The sequence below is a fragment of the Burkholderia sp. MSMB1078WGS genome, from assembly GCF_001528895.1.
In the GTDB taxonomy this organism is placed as follows: Bacteria; Pseudomonadota; Gammaproteobacteria; order Burkholderiales; family Burkholderiaceae; genus Burkholderia.
On sequence record NZ_LPDI01000025.1, the window covers coordinates 259,628 to 279,458 of the forward strand.

At 68.4% G+C, this 19,831-nt stretch carries 19 protein-coding genes; 15 read left to right on the forward strand and 4 right to left on the reverse strand.

What is annotated here, in order from left to right:
- The first annotated feature begins 96 nt into the window (after positions 1–96).
- Positions 97–951 carry a helix-turn-helix domain-containing protein gene (locus WT24_RS05970; protein ID WP_027780902.1) on the forward strand — a complete coding sequence of 285 codons (855 nt, stop codon included), beginning with the start codon at positions 97–99 and terminating at the stop codon, positions 949–951.
- A 118-nt stretch (positions 952–1,069) separates the two neighbouring features.
- A complete protein-coding gene (locus WT24_RS05975; protein ID WP_060031874.1) occupies positions 1,070–2,737 on the forward strand; it encodes an ATP-dependent helicase in 1,668 nt (555 codons plus the stop codon).
- Between the two features lie 48 nt (positions 2,738–2,785).
- Here the strand turns inward: WT24_RS05975 and WT24_RS05980 are convergent, their stop codons facing one another.
- Positions 2,786–4,345: a methyl-accepting chemotaxis protein gene (locus WT24_RS05980; RefSeq protein ID WP_060031879.1), complete on the reverse strand. Its 1,560-nt coding sequence runs from the start codon at positions 4,343–4,345 to the stop codon at positions 2,786–2,788.
- 230 nt (positions 4,346–4,575) lie between these two features.
- Here WT24_RS05980 and WT24_RS05985 point away from each other — a divergent pair, with 230 nt between their 5' ends.
- Positions 4,576–6,090, forward strand: a complete 1,515-nt coding sequence (locus tag WT24_RS05985; RefSeq protein ID WP_060032078.1) for an MDR family MFS transporter — start codon at positions 4,576–4,578, stop codon at positions 6,088–6,090.
- Positions 6,091–6,147: 57 nt separating this feature from the next.
- Here the strand turns inward: WT24_RS05985 and WT24_RS05990 are convergent, their stop codons facing one another.
- On the reverse strand, positions 6,148–7,146 hold the full coding sequence (locus tag WT24_RS05990; RefSeq protein ID WP_060031882.1) for a quinone oxidoreductase: 999 nt from the start codon (positions 7,144–7,146) through the stop codon (positions 6,148–6,150).
- 131 nt (positions 7,147–7,277) lie between these two features.
- Between WT24_RS05990 and WT24_RS05995 the strand changes: the two genes are divergently transcribed.
- From WT24_RS05995 to WT24_RS06015, 5 genes are all read left to right on the forward strand, one after another.
- A complete protein-coding gene (locus WT24_RS05995; protein ID WP_059500365.1) occupies positions 7,278–8,150 on the forward strand; it encodes a LysR family transcriptional regulator in 873 nt (290 codons plus the stop codon).
- Between the two features lie 80 nt (positions 8,151–8,230).
- Positions 8,231–8,791 (forward strand): GNAT family N-acetyltransferase, encoded by a 561-nt coding sequence (locus WT24_RS06000; protein WP_060031886.1) that lies wholly within the window; start codon positions 8,231–8,233, stop codon positions 8,789–8,791.
- Between the two features lie 9 nt (positions 8,792–8,800).
- On the forward strand, positions 8,801–9,640 hold the full coding sequence (locus tag WT24_RS06005) for a MerR family transcriptional regulator (RefSeq protein ID WP_059500260.1): 840 nt from the start codon (positions 8,801–8,803) through the stop codon (positions 9,638–9,640).
- A gap of 377 nt (positions 9,641–10,017) precedes the next feature.
- Complete coding sequence (locus WT24_RS06010; RefSeq protein WP_011549079.1) at positions 10,018–10,221, forward strand: cold-shock protein; 204 nt, start codon at positions 10,018–10,020, stop codon at positions 10,219–10,221.
- A 278-nt stretch (positions 10,222–10,499) separates the two neighbouring features.
- Positions 10,500–10,724, forward strand: coding sequence for a hypothetical protein (locus WT24_RS06015; protein WP_059500259.1), 225 nt, complete (start codon positions 10,500–10,502; stop codon positions 10,722–10,724).
- Positions 10,725–10,937: 213 nt separating this feature from the next.
- On the opposite strand, the gene speB is transcribed toward WT24_RS06015, so the two are convergent.
- Complete coding sequence (speB, locus tag WT24_RS06020) at positions 10,938–11,900, reverse strand: agmatinase (protein ID WP_060031889.1); 963 nt, start codon at positions 11,898–11,900, stop codon at positions 10,938–10,940.
- Positions 11,901–12,260: 360 nt separating this feature from the next.
- On the opposite strand from speB, the gene WT24_RS06025 reads away from it, so the two are divergent.
- From WT24_RS06025 to WT24_RS06045, 5 genes are all read left to right on the forward strand, one after another.
- Positions 12,261–12,932 carry a lysoplasmalogenase gene (locus WT24_RS06025; RefSeq protein WP_060032081.1) on the forward strand — a complete coding sequence of 224 codons (672 nt, stop codon included), beginning with the start codon at positions 12,261–12,263 and terminating at the stop codon, positions 12,930–12,932.
- A gap of 246 nt (positions 12,933–13,178) precedes the next feature.
- Positions 13,179–14,762 carry an NAD(P)/FAD-dependent oxidoreductase gene (locus WT24_RS06030; RefSeq protein ID WP_060031892.1) on the forward strand — a complete coding sequence of 528 codons (1,584 nt, stop codon included), beginning with the start codon at positions 13,179–13,181 and terminating at the stop codon, positions 14,760–14,762.
- 21 nt (positions 14,763–14,783) lie between these two features.
- Positions 14,784–15,710 carry an SDR family oxidoreductase gene (locus WT24_RS06035; protein WP_060031895.1) on the forward strand — a complete coding sequence of 309 codons (927 nt, stop codon included), beginning with the start codon at positions 14,784–14,786 and terminating at the stop codon, positions 15,708–15,710.
- Complete coding sequence (locus tag WT24_RS06040; RefSeq protein WP_059500256.1) at positions 15,707–16,612, forward strand: metal-dependent hydrolase; 906 nt, start codon at positions 15,707–15,709, stop codon at positions 16,610–16,612. The genes WT24_RS06035 and WT24_RS06040 overlap by 4 nt, the downstream gene beginning before the upstream one ends.
- 4 nt (positions 16,613–16,616) lie before the next feature.
- Positions 16,617–17,531 (forward strand): alpha/beta fold hydrolase, encoded by a 915-nt coding sequence (locus WT24_RS06045; RefSeq protein ID WP_060031899.1) that lies wholly within the window; start codon positions 16,617–16,619, stop codon positions 17,529–17,531.
- On the opposite strand, the gene WT24_RS06050 is transcribed toward WT24_RS06045, so the two are convergent.
- Positions 17,483–18,046 carry a putative glycolipid-binding domain-containing protein gene (locus WT24_RS06050; protein WP_059789649.1) on the reverse strand — a complete coding sequence of 188 codons (564 nt, stop codon included), beginning with the start codon at positions 18,044–18,046 and terminating at the stop codon, positions 17,483–17,485. The two genes, WT24_RS06045 and WT24_RS06050, sit on opposite strands and share 49 nt — an antisense overlap.
- A 123-nt stretch (positions 18,047–18,169) precedes the next feature.
- On the opposite strand from WT24_RS06050, the gene WT24_RS06055 reads away from it, so the two are divergent.
- A complete protein-coding gene (locus WT24_RS06055; RefSeq protein WP_060031903.1) occupies positions 18,170–19,060 on the forward strand; it encodes an urea transporter in 891 nt (296 codons plus the stop codon).
- Positions 19,038–19,811 carry a class II aldolase/adducin family protein gene (locus WT24_RS06060; RefSeq protein ID WP_059500252.1) on the forward strand — a complete coding sequence of 258 codons (774 nt, stop codon included), beginning with the start codon at positions 19,038–19,040 and terminating at the stop codon, positions 19,809–19,811. Before WT24_RS06055 ends, WT24_RS06060 begins: the two co-directional genes overlap by 23 nt.
- The last annotated feature ends 20 nt before the right edge of the window (positions 19,812–19,831 follow it).

Sequence of the window (19,831 nt, forward strand, 5' to 3'; positions counted from 1 at the left end):
TGCGTGGCCGGTCGGCTCGCCATTGGACGTCATGAAGACTGTCCGCCGAGACTGCCGCAAGGCGTCGTTCTGAACGTCACGATCCGTTCCCGTAGCATGACCACTGAAGCAATCACCACGGATTCCCTCGCGGTTGCCGAGCGCGTGCGCGAGCTGATGACCCGCAACGGCATCGGCAAGCGCCAGCAAACCACCGAGCTGTGCCGCATCCTCGATCTGAGTTTCTCGCAAGGCCACCGCAAACTGCGCGGCAGCAGCCCCTGGACGCTCGCGCAGATCAAGAAAGTCGCCGAAGCGTACGGCGAACCGGCCGCGCAGTTGTTCGGCGCGCAAACGCTCGACCCCGGCATGGTCGGCGCCTATTCCCAGGAAGCCGTCCTGTATGCGGGCGTCGCCGAGATTCCGTGCACCGCCTGGATCGGCGCGCCGCTCGAAGCCGGTGCGCGCCCCGAGTTCGTCGCGTACGAACAGAACGGCCGCTGGCGCGTGCTGCGCCATACCGGCGTGCTGTACCAGAACGCGTACGACGTGCACAAGATAGAGATCTACCCGCGCCGCGCGGAGAGCGACAAGCTCGTCGTCGCGGTGATCGATCCCGATCGCGTCAGCGCGACCGAGCTGTGCCGCTATCTCGAACGGCAGGGTTTCGCGACGGCCGCGTTCGACGGGCTCGCAGCATTCGTCGACGCGCTGCAGGGCCAGGCCTTCGACGCGGTCCTGACCGAATGGCTGTTCGACGACGGGACGGCCGCGACCGCGATCAAGGCCGTGCGCACGTCCGACAATCCGGGCGCGCCGATTTTCGTGCTGACGGGCGACCTGCTCACCGGCCGCGCGAGCGAAGCCGACATCAGCGAAGTGATCCGCGCGTTCGACGTGGTGTGCTACGAAAAACCCGCACGCATGGCGATCCTCAGCGCCGATCTGGCGAAGCGCCTCGCGCGCGGCTGACGTCCGCCGGGCCGGCCGCCCGTCGAATGGCCAACGCATGCGCCGCGGGCATGAACCGGTTCCTCAGTACAATAGCCGCACCCGTTCACGCGCACGCCGGCATCCGCCGCCCGACTCCATGGCCCGCCTCATCCCCGACGACTGGAAAAGCCTCGCCGCGACCGGCGCGGCCGAACGCGAGCGCGAAACGCTCGCCGCGCTCGAACACGCGCTGCCCGACAGCTACACCGTGTATCACGGCGTCCACTGGACGCGCGCCGACCAGGCGTTCTCGGTGTTCGGCGAAGCCGCGTTCGTCGTCGTGAGTCCGGCCGGCCGCGTGCTGCTGATCGAGCAGAAGGCCGGCTTCCTGCGCGAAACGCCGAAAGGGCTCGTGAAGGTCTACCTGCAGAAGGAACGCAATGTCCCGATCCAGCTCGCGCGCACGCAGGAGACGCTGCACCGGCGCCTGACGGCCGCGCTCGGCGCGGGCGTCTACGGCGTCGAGGCGCTGCTGTACTGCCCGGACTATTCGATCCGCGACGCGTCGATCGCCGGCGTCGCGCCCGAGCGTATCGTCGATGCGTCGCGCAAGGCGCAGCTCGCGCAAGTGATCCTGCAGATCCTGCCCGAGGACGACGCGCCCTTTCCGAACGCGCCGAAGCTCCACCATTTCCTCGCGGACGAGCTCGCGCTCACGCCCGACACGAGCGCGCTCGTCGGACAGGCCGGCACGCTCGTCACCCGGCTGTCGGGCGGGCTCGCCGCATGGGCGCGCCAGCTCGCGTTCACGCCGTTCCGGCTGCGCGTCACCGGCACCGCGGGTTCGGGCAAGACACAGCTCGCGGTGCAGGTGATGCGCGATGCGGTCGCGGCCGGCCAGCGCGTGCTCTACGTATGCTTCAACCGGCCGCTCGCCGACTACATCGCGCGCATCGCGCCGCCCGGCGCGAAGATCGCGAACTACCACCAGCTGTGCGACTGGGTCGCGCGCGACGGCGGCTATACGCCCGACTTCCAGGTGCCCGGCGAATTCGAACGGCTCGAGGCGCGCTTCGCGCAAACGCCGATTCCCGAACGCTGGCGCTTCGACGTGCTGGTCGTCGACGAAGGGCAGGATTTCCACGCGCCGTGGGCGGCCGCGCTGGAGCGCCTGCTCGCGCCGGACGGCGCATGGTGGTGGCTGGAAGACCCGCTGCAGAACCTGTACATGCGCGAACCCGTCGCGCTGCCCGGCTGGGTCACGCTGAAGGCGCTCACGAATTACCGCAGCCCGCGCGACCTGCTCGAATTCGTGCGCGACGTCGTCGGCCGGGCCGAGCCGCTCGCGGCCGAACTGCGCTCGGGCAGCCCGTTCGACGGCTCCGATCCGTCGGTGTCGGCATACGGGGAAGATGGCGCGTCGGGCGACGCGTTGGCCCAAGCCTGCATCGATGCGACCAAGCGTGCGATCACGCATGCGCTGTCGCTCGGCTTTCGCAAGCAGGACATCGCGGTGCTGTCGTACCGCGGCCGCGAAGGCTCGGTGCTGGCATCCCTCGACCAGCTCGGCCCGCACCGGATCAAGCGCTTCACCGGCAAGTACGACCTGTTCGGCAACCCCGAGTATCGCGACGGCGACGTGCTGCTCGATTCGATCTACCGCTTCAAGGGCCAATCGGCGCCGTGCGTGATCCTGACCGAAGTCGATTTCGACACGCTCGACGCGCGCGCCGCGCGCAAGCTGTTCGTCGGCGCGACGCGCGCGACGATGAAACTGCTGATCGTCGCGTCGTCGCGCGCGGCCGGGCAACTCGCGGCCGGTTGACGCGGCGGGCGGTGCGCCTGCCCGCCGCCGCGCCGCCGTCATTTCGCTTCAAGCGACCCGAAACGCCCCCACCGCGCGACGCAGCCCATCCGCCTGCTCCTCGAGCGACGCGGCAGCCGCGGCCGCCTGCTCGACCAGCGCCGCGTTCTGCTGCGACACCTGATCCATCTGCGACACTGCGCGGTTCACCTGCTCGATCCCGTCGCGCTGCTCGCTCGATGCGGCCGCGATCTCCGTCATGATGCCCGTCACGCGCCCGATTGCCTGCTGGATGTCCTGCATCGTCGCGCCGGCCGTACCGACGAGCCGCGAGCCGGTCGCGACACGCTCGACCGATTCGCCGATCAGTGTGCGAATTTCCTTCGCCGCGGACGCCGAGCGTTGTGCCAGCGTGCGCACCTCGCCCGCGACCACCGCGAAGCCGCGGCCCTGCTCGCCTGCACGCGCGGCTTCGACCGCCGCATTCAGCGCGAGGATGTTGGTCTGGAACGCGATGCCTTCGATCGTGCCGATGATGTCGGCGACCTTCTGCGAGCTCCGGTCGATCTCGTTCATCGTGCCGATCACCTCGCCGACGACCGTCGCGCCGCGCGTCGCGATCTCGCTCGCGCTGTCCGCGCAGGCCTGCGCCTCGAGCGCGTGATCGGCGTTCTGCTTCACGGTCGCCGTCAATTGCTCCATGCTCGCGGCCGTCTCCTGCAGCGCCGACGCCTGTTCCTCGGTGCGCTGCGACAGGTCGGTGTTGCCGGCCGCGATCTGGTGCGTCGCCGTCGAAATCGCCTCGGAACCCTGGCTCACCTGGCGCACCGTATCCGCGAGGCTGTGCTGCATGCCGGTCACGCCCTTGACCAGTTCGGCCATCTCGTCGCGCGACGACCAGTGCACTTCCGACGTGAGGTCGCCGTCCGACAGCCGACGGAAATGCGACAGCAGGCGATTCACCGGCTGCGTGATCGCGAAATGCAGGCCGACCGCGCAACCGAGGCACGCGGCCAGGCCGAATGCGATGCCCGCGATCGCGCCCATGCGCATCCAGCCGTAATAGGTCTGCGCGGTGTCGTACACGTCCTTGCCGCGCGCGGCCTGGTATGCATCGAGCGCGTCGGTCGCCTGCGTGAGCGCGACCGACAGGGGCGGCGCGACCGTCATCAGCAACCGGTCGGCTTCGTCGCGCCGCCCTTCGCGAATCGCCTCGATCATCGGCTTCAGCGCCTGTCCGATCAGCGCCTGGCGCGCGGCATCGAGGCGGCTCGCCAGCGGGCCTTCGTCGTCGCCGTGCGGCATCGCCGCGTAGTTGCGCCACGCCGTGTCCGCCTTCGCGAGATAGCCCTCGGCCTTCTTCACGAGATCGGGCACCTCCGGCGCTTCCGGATGCAGCAGCGCACGGTCGAGCGTCGTACGCACGATCGTCAGGTTCAGGCTCGCCGCGGCCAGCGCGGTCTTCGCCGCCAGTTGCCGCGTATAGGCCTCGTCGAGGGCGCGGTTCGAGCTCTGCATGCCCGCGAGGCCGATCAGCCCCGACACGACGAGCAGCGCGGCGACGAGGCCGAGCGTGGAGAAAATCCGCGTACGGATCGAGAAACGGGAAAACAGGGCGTTCAGGTTCATGACGGCACGTGAGCGATGAAAAGCGCCGCGGCAATCGGTCCGCGGCAAGCTGTATTACGGTTTGCCTGCAAAAAACTTGAGTCCGTCCCTGCTTCGCGGCTGACCGCGATCAATTTTTCGGGCGGCAATTTCCTGTTACGACTGCAACATATCGAGTCTGGGCAGAAATTGACTAGGCAATCATCCATGGCTATATTTCGACTCAATTCCCTGCCATGGCAGATATTTCGATGACACCCCATACGCTCCTCACCTCCCCGTCCGCGGACGCGGCCCGCCGCAATGCGCCGACCGGGCTCATCGTCGCCGCGCTGCTGCTCGTGATGCTGCTTTCCGCGCTCGACCAGACGATCGTGTCGACCGCGCTGCCGACGATCGTCGGCGAACTCGGCGGGCTCGACCAGTTGTCGTGGGTCGTCACCGCGTACCTGCTGTCGTCGACCGTGGTGCTGCCGCTGTACGGCAAACTCGGCGACCTGTATGGCCGCAAGATCGTGCTGCAGGTCGCGATCGTGCTGTTCCTCGCCGGCTCCGCGCTGTGCGGCATCGCGCAGGACATGACGCAACTGATCGTGCTGCGCGCGCTGCAGGGGCTCGGCGGCGGCGGCCTGATGGTCGTCACGATGGCCGCGATCGGCGATCTGGTCCCGCCCGATCGCCGGGCGCGCTACCAGGGGATGTTCGGCGGCGTCTACGGCCTCGCGACGATCGTCGGCCCGCTGCTCGGCGGCTTCCTGGTCGAGCATCTTTCATGGCGCTGGATCTTCACGATCAACCTGCCGCTCGGTGCGCTCGCGCTCGCGGTGATCGGCATGGCGTTCCGGCCGCACACCGCGCACGTGAAGCACCGGATCGACTACATGGGCGCCGCGTTCCTCGCGACCGCCCTGACCTGCGTGATCCTGTTCACGAGCGAAGGCGGCTCGCTGCTGCCATGGACGTCGCCCCAGCTGTGGATGACGCTCGTGCTCGGTCTCGTCGCGATCGGCGGCTTCATTTACGAGGAGCGCATCGCGGCCGAGCCGATCATGCCGCTCGACCTGTTCCGCCATCGCACCTTCGTGCTGGTCAGCCTGATCGGCTTCGTGGTCGGCATCGCGCTGTTCGGCTCGGTCACGTTCATCCCGCTCTACCTGCAGGTCGTGAAGGGCTCGACGCCGTCGCAGGCCGGCATGCAACTGCTGCCGATGATGGGCGGGATGCTCGCGACGTCGATCGTCAGCGGGCGGCTGATCTCGCGGTTCGGCTCGTACCGGCTGTTCCCGATCGGGGGGACGCTGATGGGCGGCGTCGCGATGGCGTTGCTGTCGACGCTGGCGCTCGATACGCCGCTGCACACGATGTACGCGTACATGGCGCTGCTCGGGATCGGGCTCGGGATGGTGATGCCCGTGCTGACGCTCGCCGTGCAGAACACGGTCGAATTCCGGCACATGGGTGTGGCGACGTCGGGCGCGACACTGTTCCGCTCGATCGGCGGCTCGCTCGGCGTCGCCGCATTCGGCGCGCTGTTTTCGCACGGGCTGCAGTCGCGGATGATGCACGCGCTGCCGGCCGGTACCGAGCTGCCGCCCGCGCTCGGCCCGGCCGCCGTGCACCAGTTGCCGGATGCCGTGCGCGACGCGTACCTGCACGCGTTCGCCGGTTCGCTGCACGTCGTCTATCTGTCGGCCGCTGCGGTGATCGCGATCGCGTTCGTGCTCGCGTGGTTCGTCGAGGATGCGCCGCTGCGCAAGCACCACTGAGCGCCTGCGGCTCGCGATGCGACCGCCGGGCCGCCGCGCGAGCCGCCGCCCCCGCCGTCACGCCAGCAGCACGACCCCGCCCGTCGTCGCGCGCGACTCCAGCAACCGGTGCGCGTCGGCCGCCTGTTCGAGCGGCAGCCGCGCGCCGATCTCGACGTGCATGCCGCCCGCCAGCCGGTCGAGCGTCGCACGCGCGGCGTCCCGATACGCGCCGACGTCGCGCGCGATGAAACCGAGCACGCTCGGCCGCGCGAGCGCGATCGAACGGGCCGGGCCCAATTCGTCGAGATCGAACGTCTGCCGCGCGCCGATCGCGGCCACCTGCCCGATGCTCGCGACCATGCCGAACGGACGAATCGCTCCGAGCGTGCGGGTCAGCACGTCGCCGCCGATGCCGTCGATCGCGTAGTCGACGCCCGCGCCGCCGCCGAACGTGCGCGCGGCCGCGACGAAATCCTCCTCGCGATAATCGACCACCGCTTGCGCGCCGTGCGCGCGCACGAGCGCGGCTTTCGCGGCCGATCCGACCGTGCCGATCACCCGCGCGCCGAGCGCACGCGCCCACTGCGTCGCGAGCAGCCCGACGCCGCCGGCCGCCGCATGCACGAGCACCGTGTCGCCGGCGCCGACCTGCCGGACACGATGCAGCAGCATGTAGACGGTGATGCCCTTCAGCAGCCCGGCGGCAACGGCTTCATCGCTCAGCCCGTCGGGAATCGGCAGCACGCGCTCGGCCGGCATCGTGCGCAGGCTCGCATAGCTGCCGGTCGGCAGGCCGGCATACGCGACGCGCAGCCCGGGCGCGAGATCCGTCACGCCCGGCCCGACCGCGTCGATCACGCCGGCCGCCTCGACGCCGAGCGCTTCCGGCAGCGCGGGCAACGCGTGCGCGCCCGTTCGGAAATAGATGTCGACGAAATTCACGCCGATCGCGGTCTGGCGAATCCGCACTTCTCCGGCCCCGGGCGGCCCGACGGGCGCATCGACGCGGCGCAGCACGTCGGCGTCGCCGTAACGGTCGATCCCGATCCGGATGGCATGGGCGGTTTGGGTCATGGTGTTCCTCGCTATCGAATGAAGTGACACGATCATCTCATCGTGCATAATCGAACGGAATTCACGTTCAACGCCCATCTACTGTGCAAAATTCAACCGATCGAGATTCTGTGGCCGCGCCCATGCTGCCGATGAGCTGGGATGACATTCGCTATTTCCTGGCGGTGATGCGCGGCGGCAGCCTGTCGGCCGCCGCCCGGGCGCTGCAGGTCCAGCATTCGACGGTCGCGCGGCGGATCGACGCGCTGGAGTCGGCGCTCGGGATCCGGCTGTTCGACCGGCTGCCGCGCGGCTGGCCGCCGACCGACGAAGGGCTGCACGTCGCCGAGCATGCCGCGCGCCTCGAAGCCGACGCGCATGCGTTCGCGCGCGCGGCGCAGGGCGCGGCCGCGCTCGACGGCGTGGTGCGCGTATCGGCGTCGCCGGTATTCGCCAGCCATTTCCTCGCGCCGCGTCTGGCCCGCGCGCAGCGCGCATGGCCGGCGTTGCGAATCGACCTGATGGGCGAGATGCATGCGGCGAACCTGTACACACGCGAAGCCGATCTCGCGGTGCGGCTGTCGCGGCCGAGCGAACCGGGGCTCGCCGCGCGCCGGCTCGGCACGATGCGCTTCGCGCTGTGCGCGGCCCGGGAATGGGCGGACGCGCCGCCCGATAGCTGGCCGTTCGTCGGCTACGACGATGCGCTCGCGCAAACGCCGCAGCAGCAATGGCTCGAACGCTTCGCAGCCGGGCGTCGTTTTGCGTTCATCGCCAACGACCTGGCCGCGCAGCATCGCGCCTGCGCAGCCGGGGCCGGCGTCGCGCTGCTGCCGCGGTTTCTCGTCGACGATCCGGCCGCGCACGCCGGCGCGCCGCTCGTCGAGCTGACGGCCGCGCCGCGCTGCGACATCGAGCGCGAGATCTGGCTCGTCGTTCACCCGGACGTGCGCCGGTCGCCTCGCGTGCAGCGCGTCGCCGACGCGATCGCCGATGCGGTTCACGCGGCGGACGGCAGGCTGTAAGCCGCCGAAACCGCAAACGGCTTTGCCATGCGCGCCGGCGGCCGGCATAGTAGCGTTTTGATTTCATTCGCCCTAACGCCATGCCTGCCGCTCCCGCCTGCGTCGTTCGCGACGCGACCGACGCCGATCTCGATGCGATCCACGCGATCTATGCGCACCACGTTCACCACAGCGTCGCGTCGTTCGAGGAAACGCCGCCTGACCTCGCCGAACTGCGCGCACGCCGCGACGCGGTGCTGCGCCACGGGTTGCCGTATCTCGTCGCCGAAAGCGACGGCCGCGTGGCCGGCTACGCCTACGCAACGCCGTACCGCACGCGCAGCGCGTACCGCTTCACGGTCGAGGATTCGATCTACATCGACGATGCGCAGCGTGGGCGCGGCATCGGCCGCGCGTTGCTCGCGGCGCTGATCGAGCACTGCGAACGCGGCCCGTGGCGACAGATGATCGCGGTGATCGCCGACGGCGGCACCGGCGGCTCGACGTCGCTGCATCGCGCGTTCGGCTTCGAGCCGGCCGGCCTGCTGAAAGCGGTCGGGTTCAAGCACGGCCGCTGGATCGACACGGCGCTGCTGCAGCGCCCGCTCGGCGACGGCGCTAACACGCACCCCGTCTCGCCCGAGCCTGGCGCGGCGCGCTAGAATGGCCGCATGCCAAAACAGACTCATTCCACGCCCGACGAGGCCGCGCCGGATTCCCGCAACGAGTACACGGTCGACGAACTCGCACGCGTGTCCGATACCACCGTGCGCAACGTCCGCGCCTATCAGGATCGCGGGCTGCTCGCGCCGCCGGAGAAACGCGGGCGCGTCGGCATCTACGACGACACGCACGTCGCGCGCCTGAAGCTGATCAACCATCTGCTCGCGCGCGGCTATACGCTGTCGAACATCCAGGACCTGATCAAGGCGATCGACGAAGGCCACGACCTGCGCTCGATCCTCGGCCTCGAAAACGCGATCGGCGGCCGCTGGTCGCACGAGCTGCCGAAAACCTATTCGCTCGCCGCGCTCGCGCAGATGTTCGGCCCGCAGGCAACCACGCAACTGTCGCGCGTGACCGAGCTCGGGCTGTTGGAACGGCGCGGCCTGTCGTTCGTCGCGAAAAGCCCCGCGCTGCTCGAGGCGGCGGCCGCGATGACGAAGGAAGGGATTCCGCCGCGCGAGCTGCTCGACGTGATCAGCCTCGCGCGCCCGCATTTCGACGCGATCGCGCGGCTGCTCGTCGATCTCGTCGTGAAACGGCTCGACCGCTACGACGCCGGCACGCTGCCGCCGGCCACCGACGTGCCGGCACTGGTCGACGCGATCTGGCGCCTGCGCCCGCTCGCGGCCGTGTTCGTCGAGGCCGAGACGAACCGCGCGCTCGAAACGGCCGCCAGCGCGTATCTCGGCGGGCGGGTCGCGACGATCCTCGACAAGAAGCTCAGCGACGAAGCGGCACGGCAGGCCGGTACGAGCGAGACGCAAGGCGACGGCGACGACGCATAGGGCCGCCGCTTGCGTCGGCTCGTCGCTGACAACGCGCGCGTATCCGGTTCGCGGAAAGACCGGCGGCCGTTGCAGGCGGGAACCGCCGTTCTCATGGGTCGGCGAAAGGCGGCAGCGCCGTTCGGCCCTCGTTCCCGCCGGACGGCACCGCATCGCTCTGCCTACGATAACCCGCCGCGCCGCAACACAGTTACAAGTTATCGGTTGACGCTAACCCGCCCGGCGGTTACTGTATGCGTCGAAGTCCAAGAAGTCCGATTGCTGTTCATCAATTGCTCGCTCTCCCCCCAGCGGTATTCGTTGTCCTCTCCCTCCTTGACGCTTCAGGCGCTCTCCAACAGAGCAACTCCCCGTATATTTTTTCTCAAGGAATCTTCATGGATACCGGTATCGTCAAGTGGTTCAACGACAGCAAAGGCTTTGGCTTCATCACGCCGGACAAGGGCGGCGACGACCTGTTCGCTCACTTCTCCGAAATCCGCGCCGACGGCTTCAAGACGCTGGCCGAGAATCAAAAAGTGAGCTTCGAAACGAAGCAAGGCCCGAAGGGTCTGCAAGCGGCCAACATCAAGCCGCTGTAAAGTTTGAAGGGCCCGGCCTCCCGCGATGGACGCCGGGTCGCAGCGACATCCCCACGGAGCTTCGTCTCCCAAAGTTGGCGCGATCGGCTTGATCTGCATCTGTTCAGTCAGCAGCTTGCCCAGCGCCACACGTCTCGTTGCACTTCATCCCCCCTCCGGCCGCAACGCCTTATTTTTACTTTCCGACTGCGTCAGATTCCGCTCGCAATGGCGTTGAATCGGCGTACCCGTGCGTATGGCGCACGGCACGCGCGCACTCGGCCATCATTAAAATTAAAATGGACAACCAACGAATTCAACAGTACAACGGCTATGCCGTCCAACCCTCGGCGCATCGCCTGCCCGACGGGTGTTTTTCATCCAACCTGCTGCTCGAACGTACCGACAGCACACACGACGAAGGCCGCTACCAGTTCTATTCGCTCGATTACTTCGCGAGCGAAGCGCAGGCGCTGGCGCATTCGGCACGCTGGGCACGCAACTGGGTCGATACGCGCGGCTGACGGCAGCGCCCCCAGTACCGGTGCTCATCGCGCATGAGCCGTGGGTACGGTCGATTCGAACCTCCGGATCGTCCCTCCGACGTCGTCGTCATCGCTGCGTCCTCTGCGCGCGGACATCGACGACGTACTCGCGACATCAGTGCAGACGACCATCAAAAAACCGGCGGGCAATCTGCCCGCCGGCCTGCTGCATCACCCGTCCGTTCACCGACTTCACCGCCCCGCCACCTTCTTCTGCCGCCACAGACACAGCAGATCGCAAGCCACGTGCGCGGCCGCGATCGCCGTGATGTCCGCGTGATCGTACGCAGGCGCCACCTCCACCACATCCGCTCCGACCAGATTCACCGCCCCGAGCCCCCGCACGATCGCCAGCGCCTGCGCCGACGACAACCCGCCCGCGACCGGCGTCCCCGTTCCCGGCGCGAAGGCGGGATCGAGGCAATCGATATCGAACGTCAGATACGCAGGCCGCGCGCCGACGATCTCGACGACCCGCTCGACCGCCGCCCGCGCACCATGGTCATGCACCCACGCGGCATCGAGCCGCTCGATCCCGAGAAAGTCGTCGTTCCACGTGCGGATACCGACCTGCACCGACGTCGCGGGATCGATGAGCCCTTCCTTCACCGCCTTGTAGAACATCGTCCCGTGATTGAGGCTGTCCGGATCGTCATCGGCCCACGTATCGCAGTGCGCGTCGAAATGGATCAGCGACAGCGGCTTGCCGTAGCGCTCCGCGTGCGCGACCAGCAGCGGATACGTGATGTAGTGGTCGCCGCCGAGCGTCAGCATCTTCGCGCCCGAATGCAGGATCGTGCGCGCATGCTCGACGATCGCGGGCTTGATCGACAGCGGGTTGTGCGCGTCGAACCAGCAGTCGCCATAATCGACGGCCGCGAGGTCGTCGAACGGATCGAAGCCCCACGGATACGGATGGAGCTCCGCGAGCTGCACGCTCGCCGCACGGATCGCGGCCGGCCCGAGCCGCGCACCGGAACGATAGGTCGTCGCGAGATCGAGCGGCACGCCGGAAATCGCGACGTCGATACCGTCGAGCGTGCGCGAGTAATTGCGGCGCATGAACGACAGCACGCCCGCATAGGTGTTTTCGATCGAGGAGCCGTACGGCGTCGTGCGACGGATCGCGCCGTCGCCGTGAAGAAGATCGGTCATGGTCGAGTTCGGGTTCGTGGTGGCCGGGCCGCCCCGCTTCGAGCGAGCGCTCGGGCCGGGCACGGCGTGGATACGTCATGCCTGCACCGGCTCGCGCATCCAGTCGCGAGGCGAGGCGGGACATCGACAGCGACAACGGCAATACCGCGGCGATCATAGCAAGCCGATCCGCCGCCGTTGCCCCGGTTCAGCCGGGGCAACGCGCGGAAAAATCCGCTGGCGGCGTCGCGGCCCGTCGCCGTCGTTTCCTAGAAGGATTCGCCGGTTTTCGCGCCCCCGTTCTTCCGGATAATGGCCGGCAGCCGCGCCATCGACCGCGCGCCGTCCGCCGCGGACGACAACGAACCGGAGACCCCCGCCTTGATCGCCACGCTTCCCGCCGCCTACCGCCGGCTCTGGCCGCTCGCCATCGCCGCGGCGCTGCTGTACGGGCTGTCGCTCGCCGCCGCGCCCTATCCGGGCCAGGCCGCCGCGAAAGCCGCGATGGGCATCCTGCTGCTCGCGGCGGGCAGCACCTGCGGCGCACCGCGCGAACGCACGTGGCTGTGCGCGGCGCTCGCGACCGCCGTGCTCGGCGACGTGCTCCTCGCACTGCCCGACTGGCCGCTGTCGTTCGTCCTCGGCCTCGGCGCGTTCCTGCTCACGCATCTGTGTTATTGCGCGATCTTCTTCCGGTGGCGCGCGCGGCCGCACGGCTGGCGCATCGTTGCGCTCGTCGGGCTGTGGATCGCCGCGCCGGCGTTTTACGTGGCGTTCCTCCCCCATCTCGGCGAGCTGCTGGCGCCGGTCGCCGTCTACATGCTCGTGCTGTGCTCGATGGCGAGCTTCGCGCTCGCCGCCCGCACGCACGGCCCGCTGGTCGCGATCGGCAGCCTGGTCTTCGTCGGCTCCGACACGCTGATCGGCGTCGGTCGGTTCCTCGGCGGTTTTCCGGGTATCGACTATTGCATCTGGGGCCTCTACGCGCTCGCGCAGGTCACGATCGTGGCCGGGGTTTTCCATGAGACGGCCAACCGGTCGATCCGTCCCTGATACCGTTTCAAACAGGCCGCCGCGTGCCGGCGGCCCCGCTTCTTCCGTGTCTCGCCCTGTCGACGGCCTTGTCCGCTCATCCCGCATCGCGGAAACCGGACCGTTCCAAACCCCGCTCAGCCTTTTCCCGCCTGGTTTTCGGCCCTTAGAGCGCCGCTTCTAGCCTCTTGCGGTTTCCGGGTTCACGCACTATCGTTACATCAACAAATGTAACATTAAAAAATGAGCCAAATCGGAGACACCCGGATGAATGCTCGCACGTTGCCTTTCGGTCCACCCGGCCATGACGGCCTGGACGAAACCATCGACATCGCCATCATCGGCACCGGCTTTGCCGGCCTCGGGATGGCGATCCGCCTGAAACAAACGGGCGTGACCGACTTCGTCGTCCTCGAGAAAGCCGCGTCGGTCGGCGGCACATGGCGCGACAATCATTACCCCGGGTGTGCATGCGACGTGCAATCGCACGTCTATTCGTTCTCGTTCGCGCCGAACCCGCGCTGGACGCGCATGTTCGCGCCGCAGCCGGAGATCCGCGCGTATCTGGAAGACTGCGTGCAGCGCTTCGGCGTCGGCCCGCACCTGCGGATGAATCACGAACTGCAGCGCGCCGAATACGACGAAGCCGCGCAACGCTGGCGCCTCACGTTCGCGAACGGCAAGCGACTATCCGCGCGCGTGCTGGTGTCGGGAATGGGCGGCCTGTCGCGCGCCGCGCTGCCGGCGATTCCCGGCGTCGAAACCTTCCAGGGCCGCGCATTCCATTCGCAGCAGTGGGATCACGATTACGCGCTCGAAGGCAAACGCGTCGCGGTGATCGGCACCGGCGCGAGCGCGATCCAGTTCGTGCCGCAGATCGCGCCGCGCGTGAAGTCGCTCGCGCTGTTCCAGCGCACGCCGCCGTGGATCATGCCGAAGCCCGACCGCAACCTGACCGGCTTCGAGAAATGGCTGTTCCGCACGCTGCCGTTCACGCAGAAGGTCGTGCGCAGCGGCATCTACTGGATGCTCGAATCGCGCGTGCTCGGCTTCGCGATCCATCCGTCGCTGATGAAGAACGTGCAGAAGCTCGCGCTGCGCCACATCCGCAAACAGATTCCCGACCCGGCGCTGCGCAAGACGGTCACGCCGAACTACACGCTCGGCTGCAAGCGCGTGCTGATCTCGAACGACTACTACCCGGCGCTGTCGCGCAAGAACGTCGACGTGATCACGACCGGCATCGATCGCATCGAAGCCGACGCGGTCGTGACGACCGACGGCAAGCGTCATGAAGTCGACTGCCTGATCTACGGCACTGGCTTCCAGGTGGCCGACCCGTATCCGCGCGGGGCGATCATCGGCCGCGGCGGCCTCGACATCGTCGACGCGTGGCGCGACGGCGCGCATGCGTATCTCGGCACGACGCTGCCGGGCTATCCGAACTTCTTCATGATCGTCGGCCCGAACACGGGCCTCGGCCACAACTCGATGGTGTTCATGATCGAATCGCAGATCGAGTACATCCTCGGCGCGCTGCAGGCGATGCACCGCGAACGCGCGGATGCGATCGAGGTGCGCCCGCTCGTCGAGGCGCAGTTCAACCGCGACCTGCAGGGCAAGCTGAAAAAGGCGATCTGGTCGACGGGCGGCTGCAAGAGCTGGTACCTCGACCCGCGCACCGGCAAGAACACGACGCTGTGGCCGGGCTTCACGTGGCGCTTCCGCCAGGCGACCGCGCACTTCTCGATCGCCGATTACCACACGTATCGCGCGCCGCAGCACGACACGACCGCGCGGCCCGTCGCCGCGCCGGCCGCTTCCGCTTCCACGTCCGCCGAAGCGGCCTGAGCCAGACAAGGAGCCATCGACATGAAAGATTTCGCCAACAAGGTCGCCGCGATCACGGGCGCCGGCTCGGGCATGGGTCGCGCGCTCGCGATCCAGCTCGCGCAGGCCGGCTGCCACGTGTCGCTCGCCGACAAGAACGGCGTCGGCCTCGCCGAGACCGAACGGATCGTCCGCGCGATCGCACCGAACGTGCGCGTGTCGACACGCGTGCTCGACGTCGGCGATCGCGACGCGATGTTCGCGTGGGCCGACGACACCGCGAAGGAGCACGGCAAGGTCAACCTGATCTTCAACAATGCGGGCGTCGCGCTGTCGAGCACGATCGAAGGCATGGAATACGGCGATCTCGAGTGGATCGTGAACATCAACTTCTGGGGCGTCGTGCATGGCACGAAGGCGTTCCTGCCGCACCTGAAGGCATCGGGCGACGGCCACGTGATCAACACGTCGAGCATCTTCGGGATCTTCGCGCAGCCGGGCATGAGCGGCTACAACGCGACCAAGTTCGCGGTGCGCGGCTTCACCGAATCGCTGCGCCAGGAGCTCGACATGATGAAGTGCGGCGTGTCGGCCACCTGCGTGCATCCGGGCGGCATCCGCACGAACATCGCGCAGTCGAGCCGCGTCGCGAAGAACATGGTCGGCTTCATCGTCGAGAGCGAACAGCAAGGCAAGGACAGCTTCGAGAAGTTCTTCATCACGACCGCCGACGAAGCTGCGCGCACGATCCTCGCCGGCGTGCGCAAGAACAAGCGCCGCGTGCTGATCGGCCGCGACGCGAAGGGCGCCGACTGGATGGCACGCATCCTGCCGGCCGCCTACCAGGCGCTCGTCGTGCTCGCGACGCGCCGCGAGGCCGCGAAGGCCCGGCGCCATGCCGCGCGCGGCACGCCGACGCCGGTGCACGCCACCTACAACAATGCAGGCAACCAGGGAGAACAATCATGACGACACCGAACATGATGCCCGTGCGGCGCGACATCCGTTTCGCGCTGCCGCCCGAACGCGCGAAGGACTGGCATGTGCAGGGCGTGCCGGTCACGCACTTCATGAACGCACTGTCGCTGCTGTTCCCGGCCGGCGAACGCTTCTTCATGGATTCGGTGCGCCACTACCGCGACCGGATCGAGGATCCCGAGCTGAAGAAGCAGGTGCTCGGCTTCATCGGCCAGGAAGCGATGCACACGCGCGAGCACATCGAGTACAACGACCTGCTGCAGGCGTCCGGCCTGCCCGCGCACAAGCTCGACAAGCGCCTGTGGACGATCCTCGGCTGGTTCAAGAAGGTGCTGCCGCACTCGATGCAGCTGGCGATCACGATCGCGCTCGAGCACTACACGGCGATCCTCGCGAACCAGTTGCTGTCGGGCCACGAGCACCGGATCGACGGCTCGGTCGAAGGCTACCGGCAGATGTGGATGTGGCACGCGATGGAGGAAACCGAGCACAAGGCGGTGTCCTACGACGTGTGGCGCACCGTGATGAAGCCGGGCCTCGGCAGCTACCTGCTGCGCACCGGCACGATGCTGACGACGACCGTATTCTTCTGGGCCATCGTGTTCGACTTCCACGTGCGGCTGATGCGCGCCCACCGTCGCGAACACGGCAAGTTCGGCGGCATGTGGCGCCTCGTGAAGTATCTGTACAGCCCGAAGAACGGCGTGTTCCCGAGCATCGCGCGCGAATGGCTCGACTACTTCCGCCCGGGCTTCCACCCGTGGGATCACGATAACCATCAGTACTTGCAGGAGCTCGACGCGCTGCTCGAGAACATCGACGCGACCAACGCGCGCTATGCGGCGCAAGCCGCCCCGCGCCGCGTGCCGCTGCATTCGGTGGCGCAGGCATGACGCCATGGCGCGCGCTCCCGAGATGCTGACCGTCCAGTCGGGCGACGTGAAACTCGCCGTCTACGCAAGCGGCTCGCGTCGCGCGCCGCCGCTGATCCTCGTGCACGGCTATCCCGACTCGGCGGCCGTGTGGGCGCCGATCCGCGCGCGGCTCGCGAAACGCTACCGCGTGATCGCATACGACGTGCGCGGCGCCGGTGCATCGGATGCGCCGCGCCGCCGTGCCGACTACACGCTCGAACGGCTCGCCGGCGACCTGAAGGCGGTGGCCGATGCGACCTGCGGCGGCCGGCCGTTCCACCTGGTCGGCCACGACTGGGGCTCGATCCAGTGCTGGGAAGCCGTGACCGATCCGGCGTTCCGCGGCCGCATCGCGTCGTACACGTCGATCTCCGGCCCGTGCCTCGATCACGTGTTCCGCGCGAAGATGCGCGTCAGGCAGAGCCTGAAGTCGTGGTACATCGCGTTCTTCCACCTGCCGCTCGTGCCGTCGCTGGTGTGGCGGCTCGGCGGTGCCGCGCTGTGGCCGCGCTGGCTCCAGCTCACCGAGCGCGTGCGTGCCGAGCGCGATCCCGCGCAACTGAAGAACGCGCTGAACGGGATGCAGATGTACCGCGCGAATTTCCTCGCACGAGCCCGCAGGCCGCGCGAACGGTACGCGCAGGCGCCGGTGCAGATCCTGGTTCCAGTGCGCGACCGCTACGTGACGCCCGAGATGTCGGTCGACCTCGATCGCTGGCTCGGCGACCACGTGCGCGAGGAAATCGACGGCACGCACTGGATCGTGCTGCGTCACCCGGACATGATCGCGTCGCGGATCGACCGCTTCGCGTCCGCGCAGGAGCGGCCGGCGGCGACGCACGCCGCGGTTCAGCGTGCCGTCGGCGGCGCCGGCAGGCGTCTGAACAGCGTCTCGTAATCGACGACGAGCCCGTCGTCGTCGATGTCCATTTCCGCGGTGAAATTCCGGAAGATCCCTTCGTAGCGGTAGCGGCGGCCCGGTTCGATGCACGCATAAGCCTGCTTGACCGGCTTGACGGTCAGGTCCGGCGTCGAGATGTAGGCGACGTCGATCGGCCGTCGCTCGCCGCGCGCGAGCCCGAGGCGGCCGATCGGCAGCGAATTCGTGAACGGCGTCGCCGCGATGTCGATGTCGATGCAACCCTCCAGTTCCGGCAGTGCACGGCCTGAACCGTCGCGCCAATGCCCGGCCCCGTCGCCGCGCAATTCGAGCGTGCCGCCGCCCATTACCTTGAGCACTGCGTAAGTCACGCGCCATTGCGCATCGCACTCGACGCGATACGCAAGCCCATACGCACGACCGTACCGCTGGCCGACCACCGCGCTTTCGACGACGAGCGCGCCGCCGCTCCGGTCGAACGTCAGATGTTCGACCCCGTCGCCTTCGAGCGACGCCCACCGCACTTCACGCATCGTTCCGCCTCCCGGTTTCCCATTGCAGGGCATCGTCGCACAAATCCCGACTATCCAGAATTCCCTATTCCGGTGCATGAGATTGTGTCCTATGCTCGCGGCTCATCCTGTTCCGCCGTCATCATGCCTACCGCCCGCCCTGCCTCGCCGCCGATCGACCTGCGCATTCTGCTGCGCGGCATCGGGCAGGTCGTGCTGCAGGCGAACGCGCTCACCGGCACGCTGCTGCTCGCCGCGCTCGCGCTGACCGACCTGCGGCTCGCGTGCGCGGCGCTGGTCGGCACCGCCGCCGCCAGCATGACGGCCGTGCTGACGGGCGCCGAGCGCCGCGACGTCGAACAGGGGCTGCACGGCTTCAACGGCGCGCTGGCCGCGCTGATCGCCGTGCTGTTCGCGCCCCATCAACTCGCCGCCGTCGCGCTGGCGCCGCTGGTGGCGATCGGCGCGGCGCTCGTGCAACGCGCGATGCGGGGATCGCTCGCCCGCTGGCGCCAGTGCCCGTATTCGAGCCCGTGCCTGGCCGTCACCGCGCTGTGGTTCCCGTTTATCGCACTGCAACAGGCGGACGGCGTAACCGCCGGCCCGCTGCTGACGCCGGCTTGCGCCACCGACGCGCTGCTGTCCGGTATCGCCCAGACCACCTTCGCGCACGGCGCATGGGCCGGCTCGCTGGTCGTCGCCGGCCTCGCCGTCGCATCCCGCCGCGCGGCCGCGTTCGCGCTTGGCGGCGCGGCCGTCTCGACCGTGCTGCTGGTCGCACTCGGCGCAAGCGGCGCGTCGTTCGCCGGCGGCCTGCTCGGCTTCAACGGCGCGCTCGCCGCCCTTGCGCTGATGTCGCGCGGGCCGCGTGCGGCGTTCGCGGCCGCCGCACTCGCCGCGCTGATTCAATGGCTCGCGATGCGCGCGGGCATCCCGGTGTTCACGGCCCCGTTCGCGCTCGCGTCGTGGGCAACCGTAGCCGTCGCGCGCCGCCTCACCCTCGGAGAACCCGATGTCGTTCGCACACCGTCCTGATGCCGTGAAGCCCGGCGGCCCGATCTCGGACGCCGAGCGCCGATTGCGCGTCGACCTCGCCGCCGCATACCGGCTCGTCGCACTGAACGGCTGGGACGACCTGATCTACACGCATCTGTCCGCGACCGTGCCCGGCGAGCCCGGCCACTTCCTGATCAACCCGTTCGGCCTCACGTTCGACGAGGTTCGCGCATCGAACCTCGTGAAGATCGATCTGGCCGGCCAGCGGATCGGCGACGGCGAGCACGCCGTCAACGTGACCGGCTTCGCGCTGCATGCGGCCGTGCACGCCGCGCGCGCCGACGCCGTCTGCGTGATGCACCTGCACAATACGGCCGGCATCGCCGTGTCGATCCAGCGCGACGGGCTGCTGCCGGCGTCGCAGCACGCGTTACGCTTTCATGGCGATCTCGCGTACCACGACTATGAAGCGCTCGCGTTCTCGCCGGCCGAAGGCATGCGGCTGACCGCGAGTCTCGGCGCGAAATCCGCGATGCTGCTGCGCAACCACGGCACGCTGACGGTCGGCCGCACCGTCGCCGAAGCCTATGTGCTGATGGATACGCTGATCAAGGCGTGCGACATCCAGGTGCGCGCGCAGGCCGGCGGCGGGCCGCTCGTGCTGCCGGAGCCGGCCGTCGCCGAGCGCACCGCCGAACAACTGCGCGACGGCGGCGCGATCGAAGGCGAACTGGAATGGCCGGCGCTGCTGCGCCGGCTCGACCGGATCGATCCGTCGTATCGCGACTGACGCTGCCTCCACACCCGACC

What these genes read in the sequence shown, in the direction of transcription:
- WT24_RS05970 (WP_027780902.1), top strand. Translation starts at nt 97, where the DNA reads ATGACCACTGAAGCAATCACCACGGATTCCCTCGCGGTTGCCGAGCGC.
- WT24_RS05975 (WP_060031874.1), top strand. Translation starts at nt 1,070, where the DNA reads ATGGCCCGCCTCATCCCCGACGACTGGAAAAGCCTCGCCGCGACCGGC.
- WT24_RS05980 (WP_060031879.1), bottom strand. Translation starts at nt 4,345, where the DNA reads ATGAACCTGAACGCCCTGTTTTCCCGTTTCTCGATCCGTACGCGGATT.
- WT24_RS05985 (WP_060032078.1), top strand. Translation starts at nt 4,576, where the DNA reads ATGACACCCCATACGCTCCTCACCTCCCCGTCCGCGGACGCGGCCCGC.
- WT24_RS05990 (WP_060031882.1), bottom strand. Translation starts at nt 7,146, where the DNA reads ATGACCCAAACCGCCCATGCCATCCGGATCGGGATCGACCGTTACGGC.
- WT24_RS05995 (WP_059500365.1), top strand. Translation starts at nt 7,278, where the DNA reads ATGAGCTGGGATGACATTCGCTATTTCCTGGCGGTGATGCGCGGCGGC.
- WT24_RS06000 (WP_060031886.1), top strand. Translation starts at nt 8,231, where the DNA reads ATGCCTGCCGCTCCCGCCTGCGTCGTTCGCGACGCGACCGACGCCGAT.
- WT24_RS06005 (WP_059500260.1), top strand. Translation starts at nt 8,801, where the DNA reads ATGCCAAAACAGACTCATTCCACGCCCGACGAGGCCGCGCCGGATTCC.
- WT24_RS06010 (WP_011549079.1), top strand. Translation starts at nt 10,018, where the DNA reads ATGGATACCGGTATCGTCAAGTGGTTCAACGACAGCAAAGGCTTTGGC.
- WT24_RS06015 (WP_059500259.1), top strand. Translation starts at nt 10,500, where the DNA reads ATGGACAACCAACGAATTCAACAGTACAACGGCTATGCCGTCCAACCC.
- speB (WP_060031889.1), bottom strand. Translation starts at nt 11,900, where the DNA reads ATGACCGATCTTCTTCACGGCGACGGCGCGATCCGTCGCACGACGCCG.
- WT24_RS06030 (WP_060031892.1), top strand. Translation starts at nt 13,179, where the DNA reads ATGAATGCTCGCACGTTGCCTTTCGGTCCACCCGGCCATGACGGCCTG.
- WT24_RS06035 (WP_060031895.1), top strand. Translation starts at nt 14,784, where the DNA reads ATGAAAGATTTCGCCAACAAGGTCGCCGCGATCACGGGCGCCGGCTCG.
- WT24_RS06040 (WP_059500256.1), top strand. Translation starts at nt 15,707, where the DNA reads ATGACGACACCGAACATGATGCCCGTGCGGCGCGACATCCGTTTCGCG.
- WT24_RS06045 (WP_060031899.1), top strand. Translation starts at nt 16,617, where the DNA reads ATGGCGCGCGCTCCCGAGATGCTGACCGTCCAGTCGGGCGACGTGAAA.
- WT24_RS06050 (WP_059789649.1), bottom strand. Translation starts at nt 18,046, where the DNA reads ATGCGTGAAGTGCGGTGGGCGTCGCTCGAAGGCGACGGGGTCGAACAT.
- WT24_RS06055 (WP_060031903.1), top strand. Translation starts at nt 18,170, where the DNA reads ATGCCTACCGCCCGCCCTGCCTCGCCGCCGATCGACCTGCGCATTCTG.
- WT24_RS06060 (WP_059500252.1), top strand. Translation starts at nt 19,038, where the DNA reads ATGTCGTTCGCACACCGTCCTGATGCCGTGAAGCCCGGCGGCCCGATC.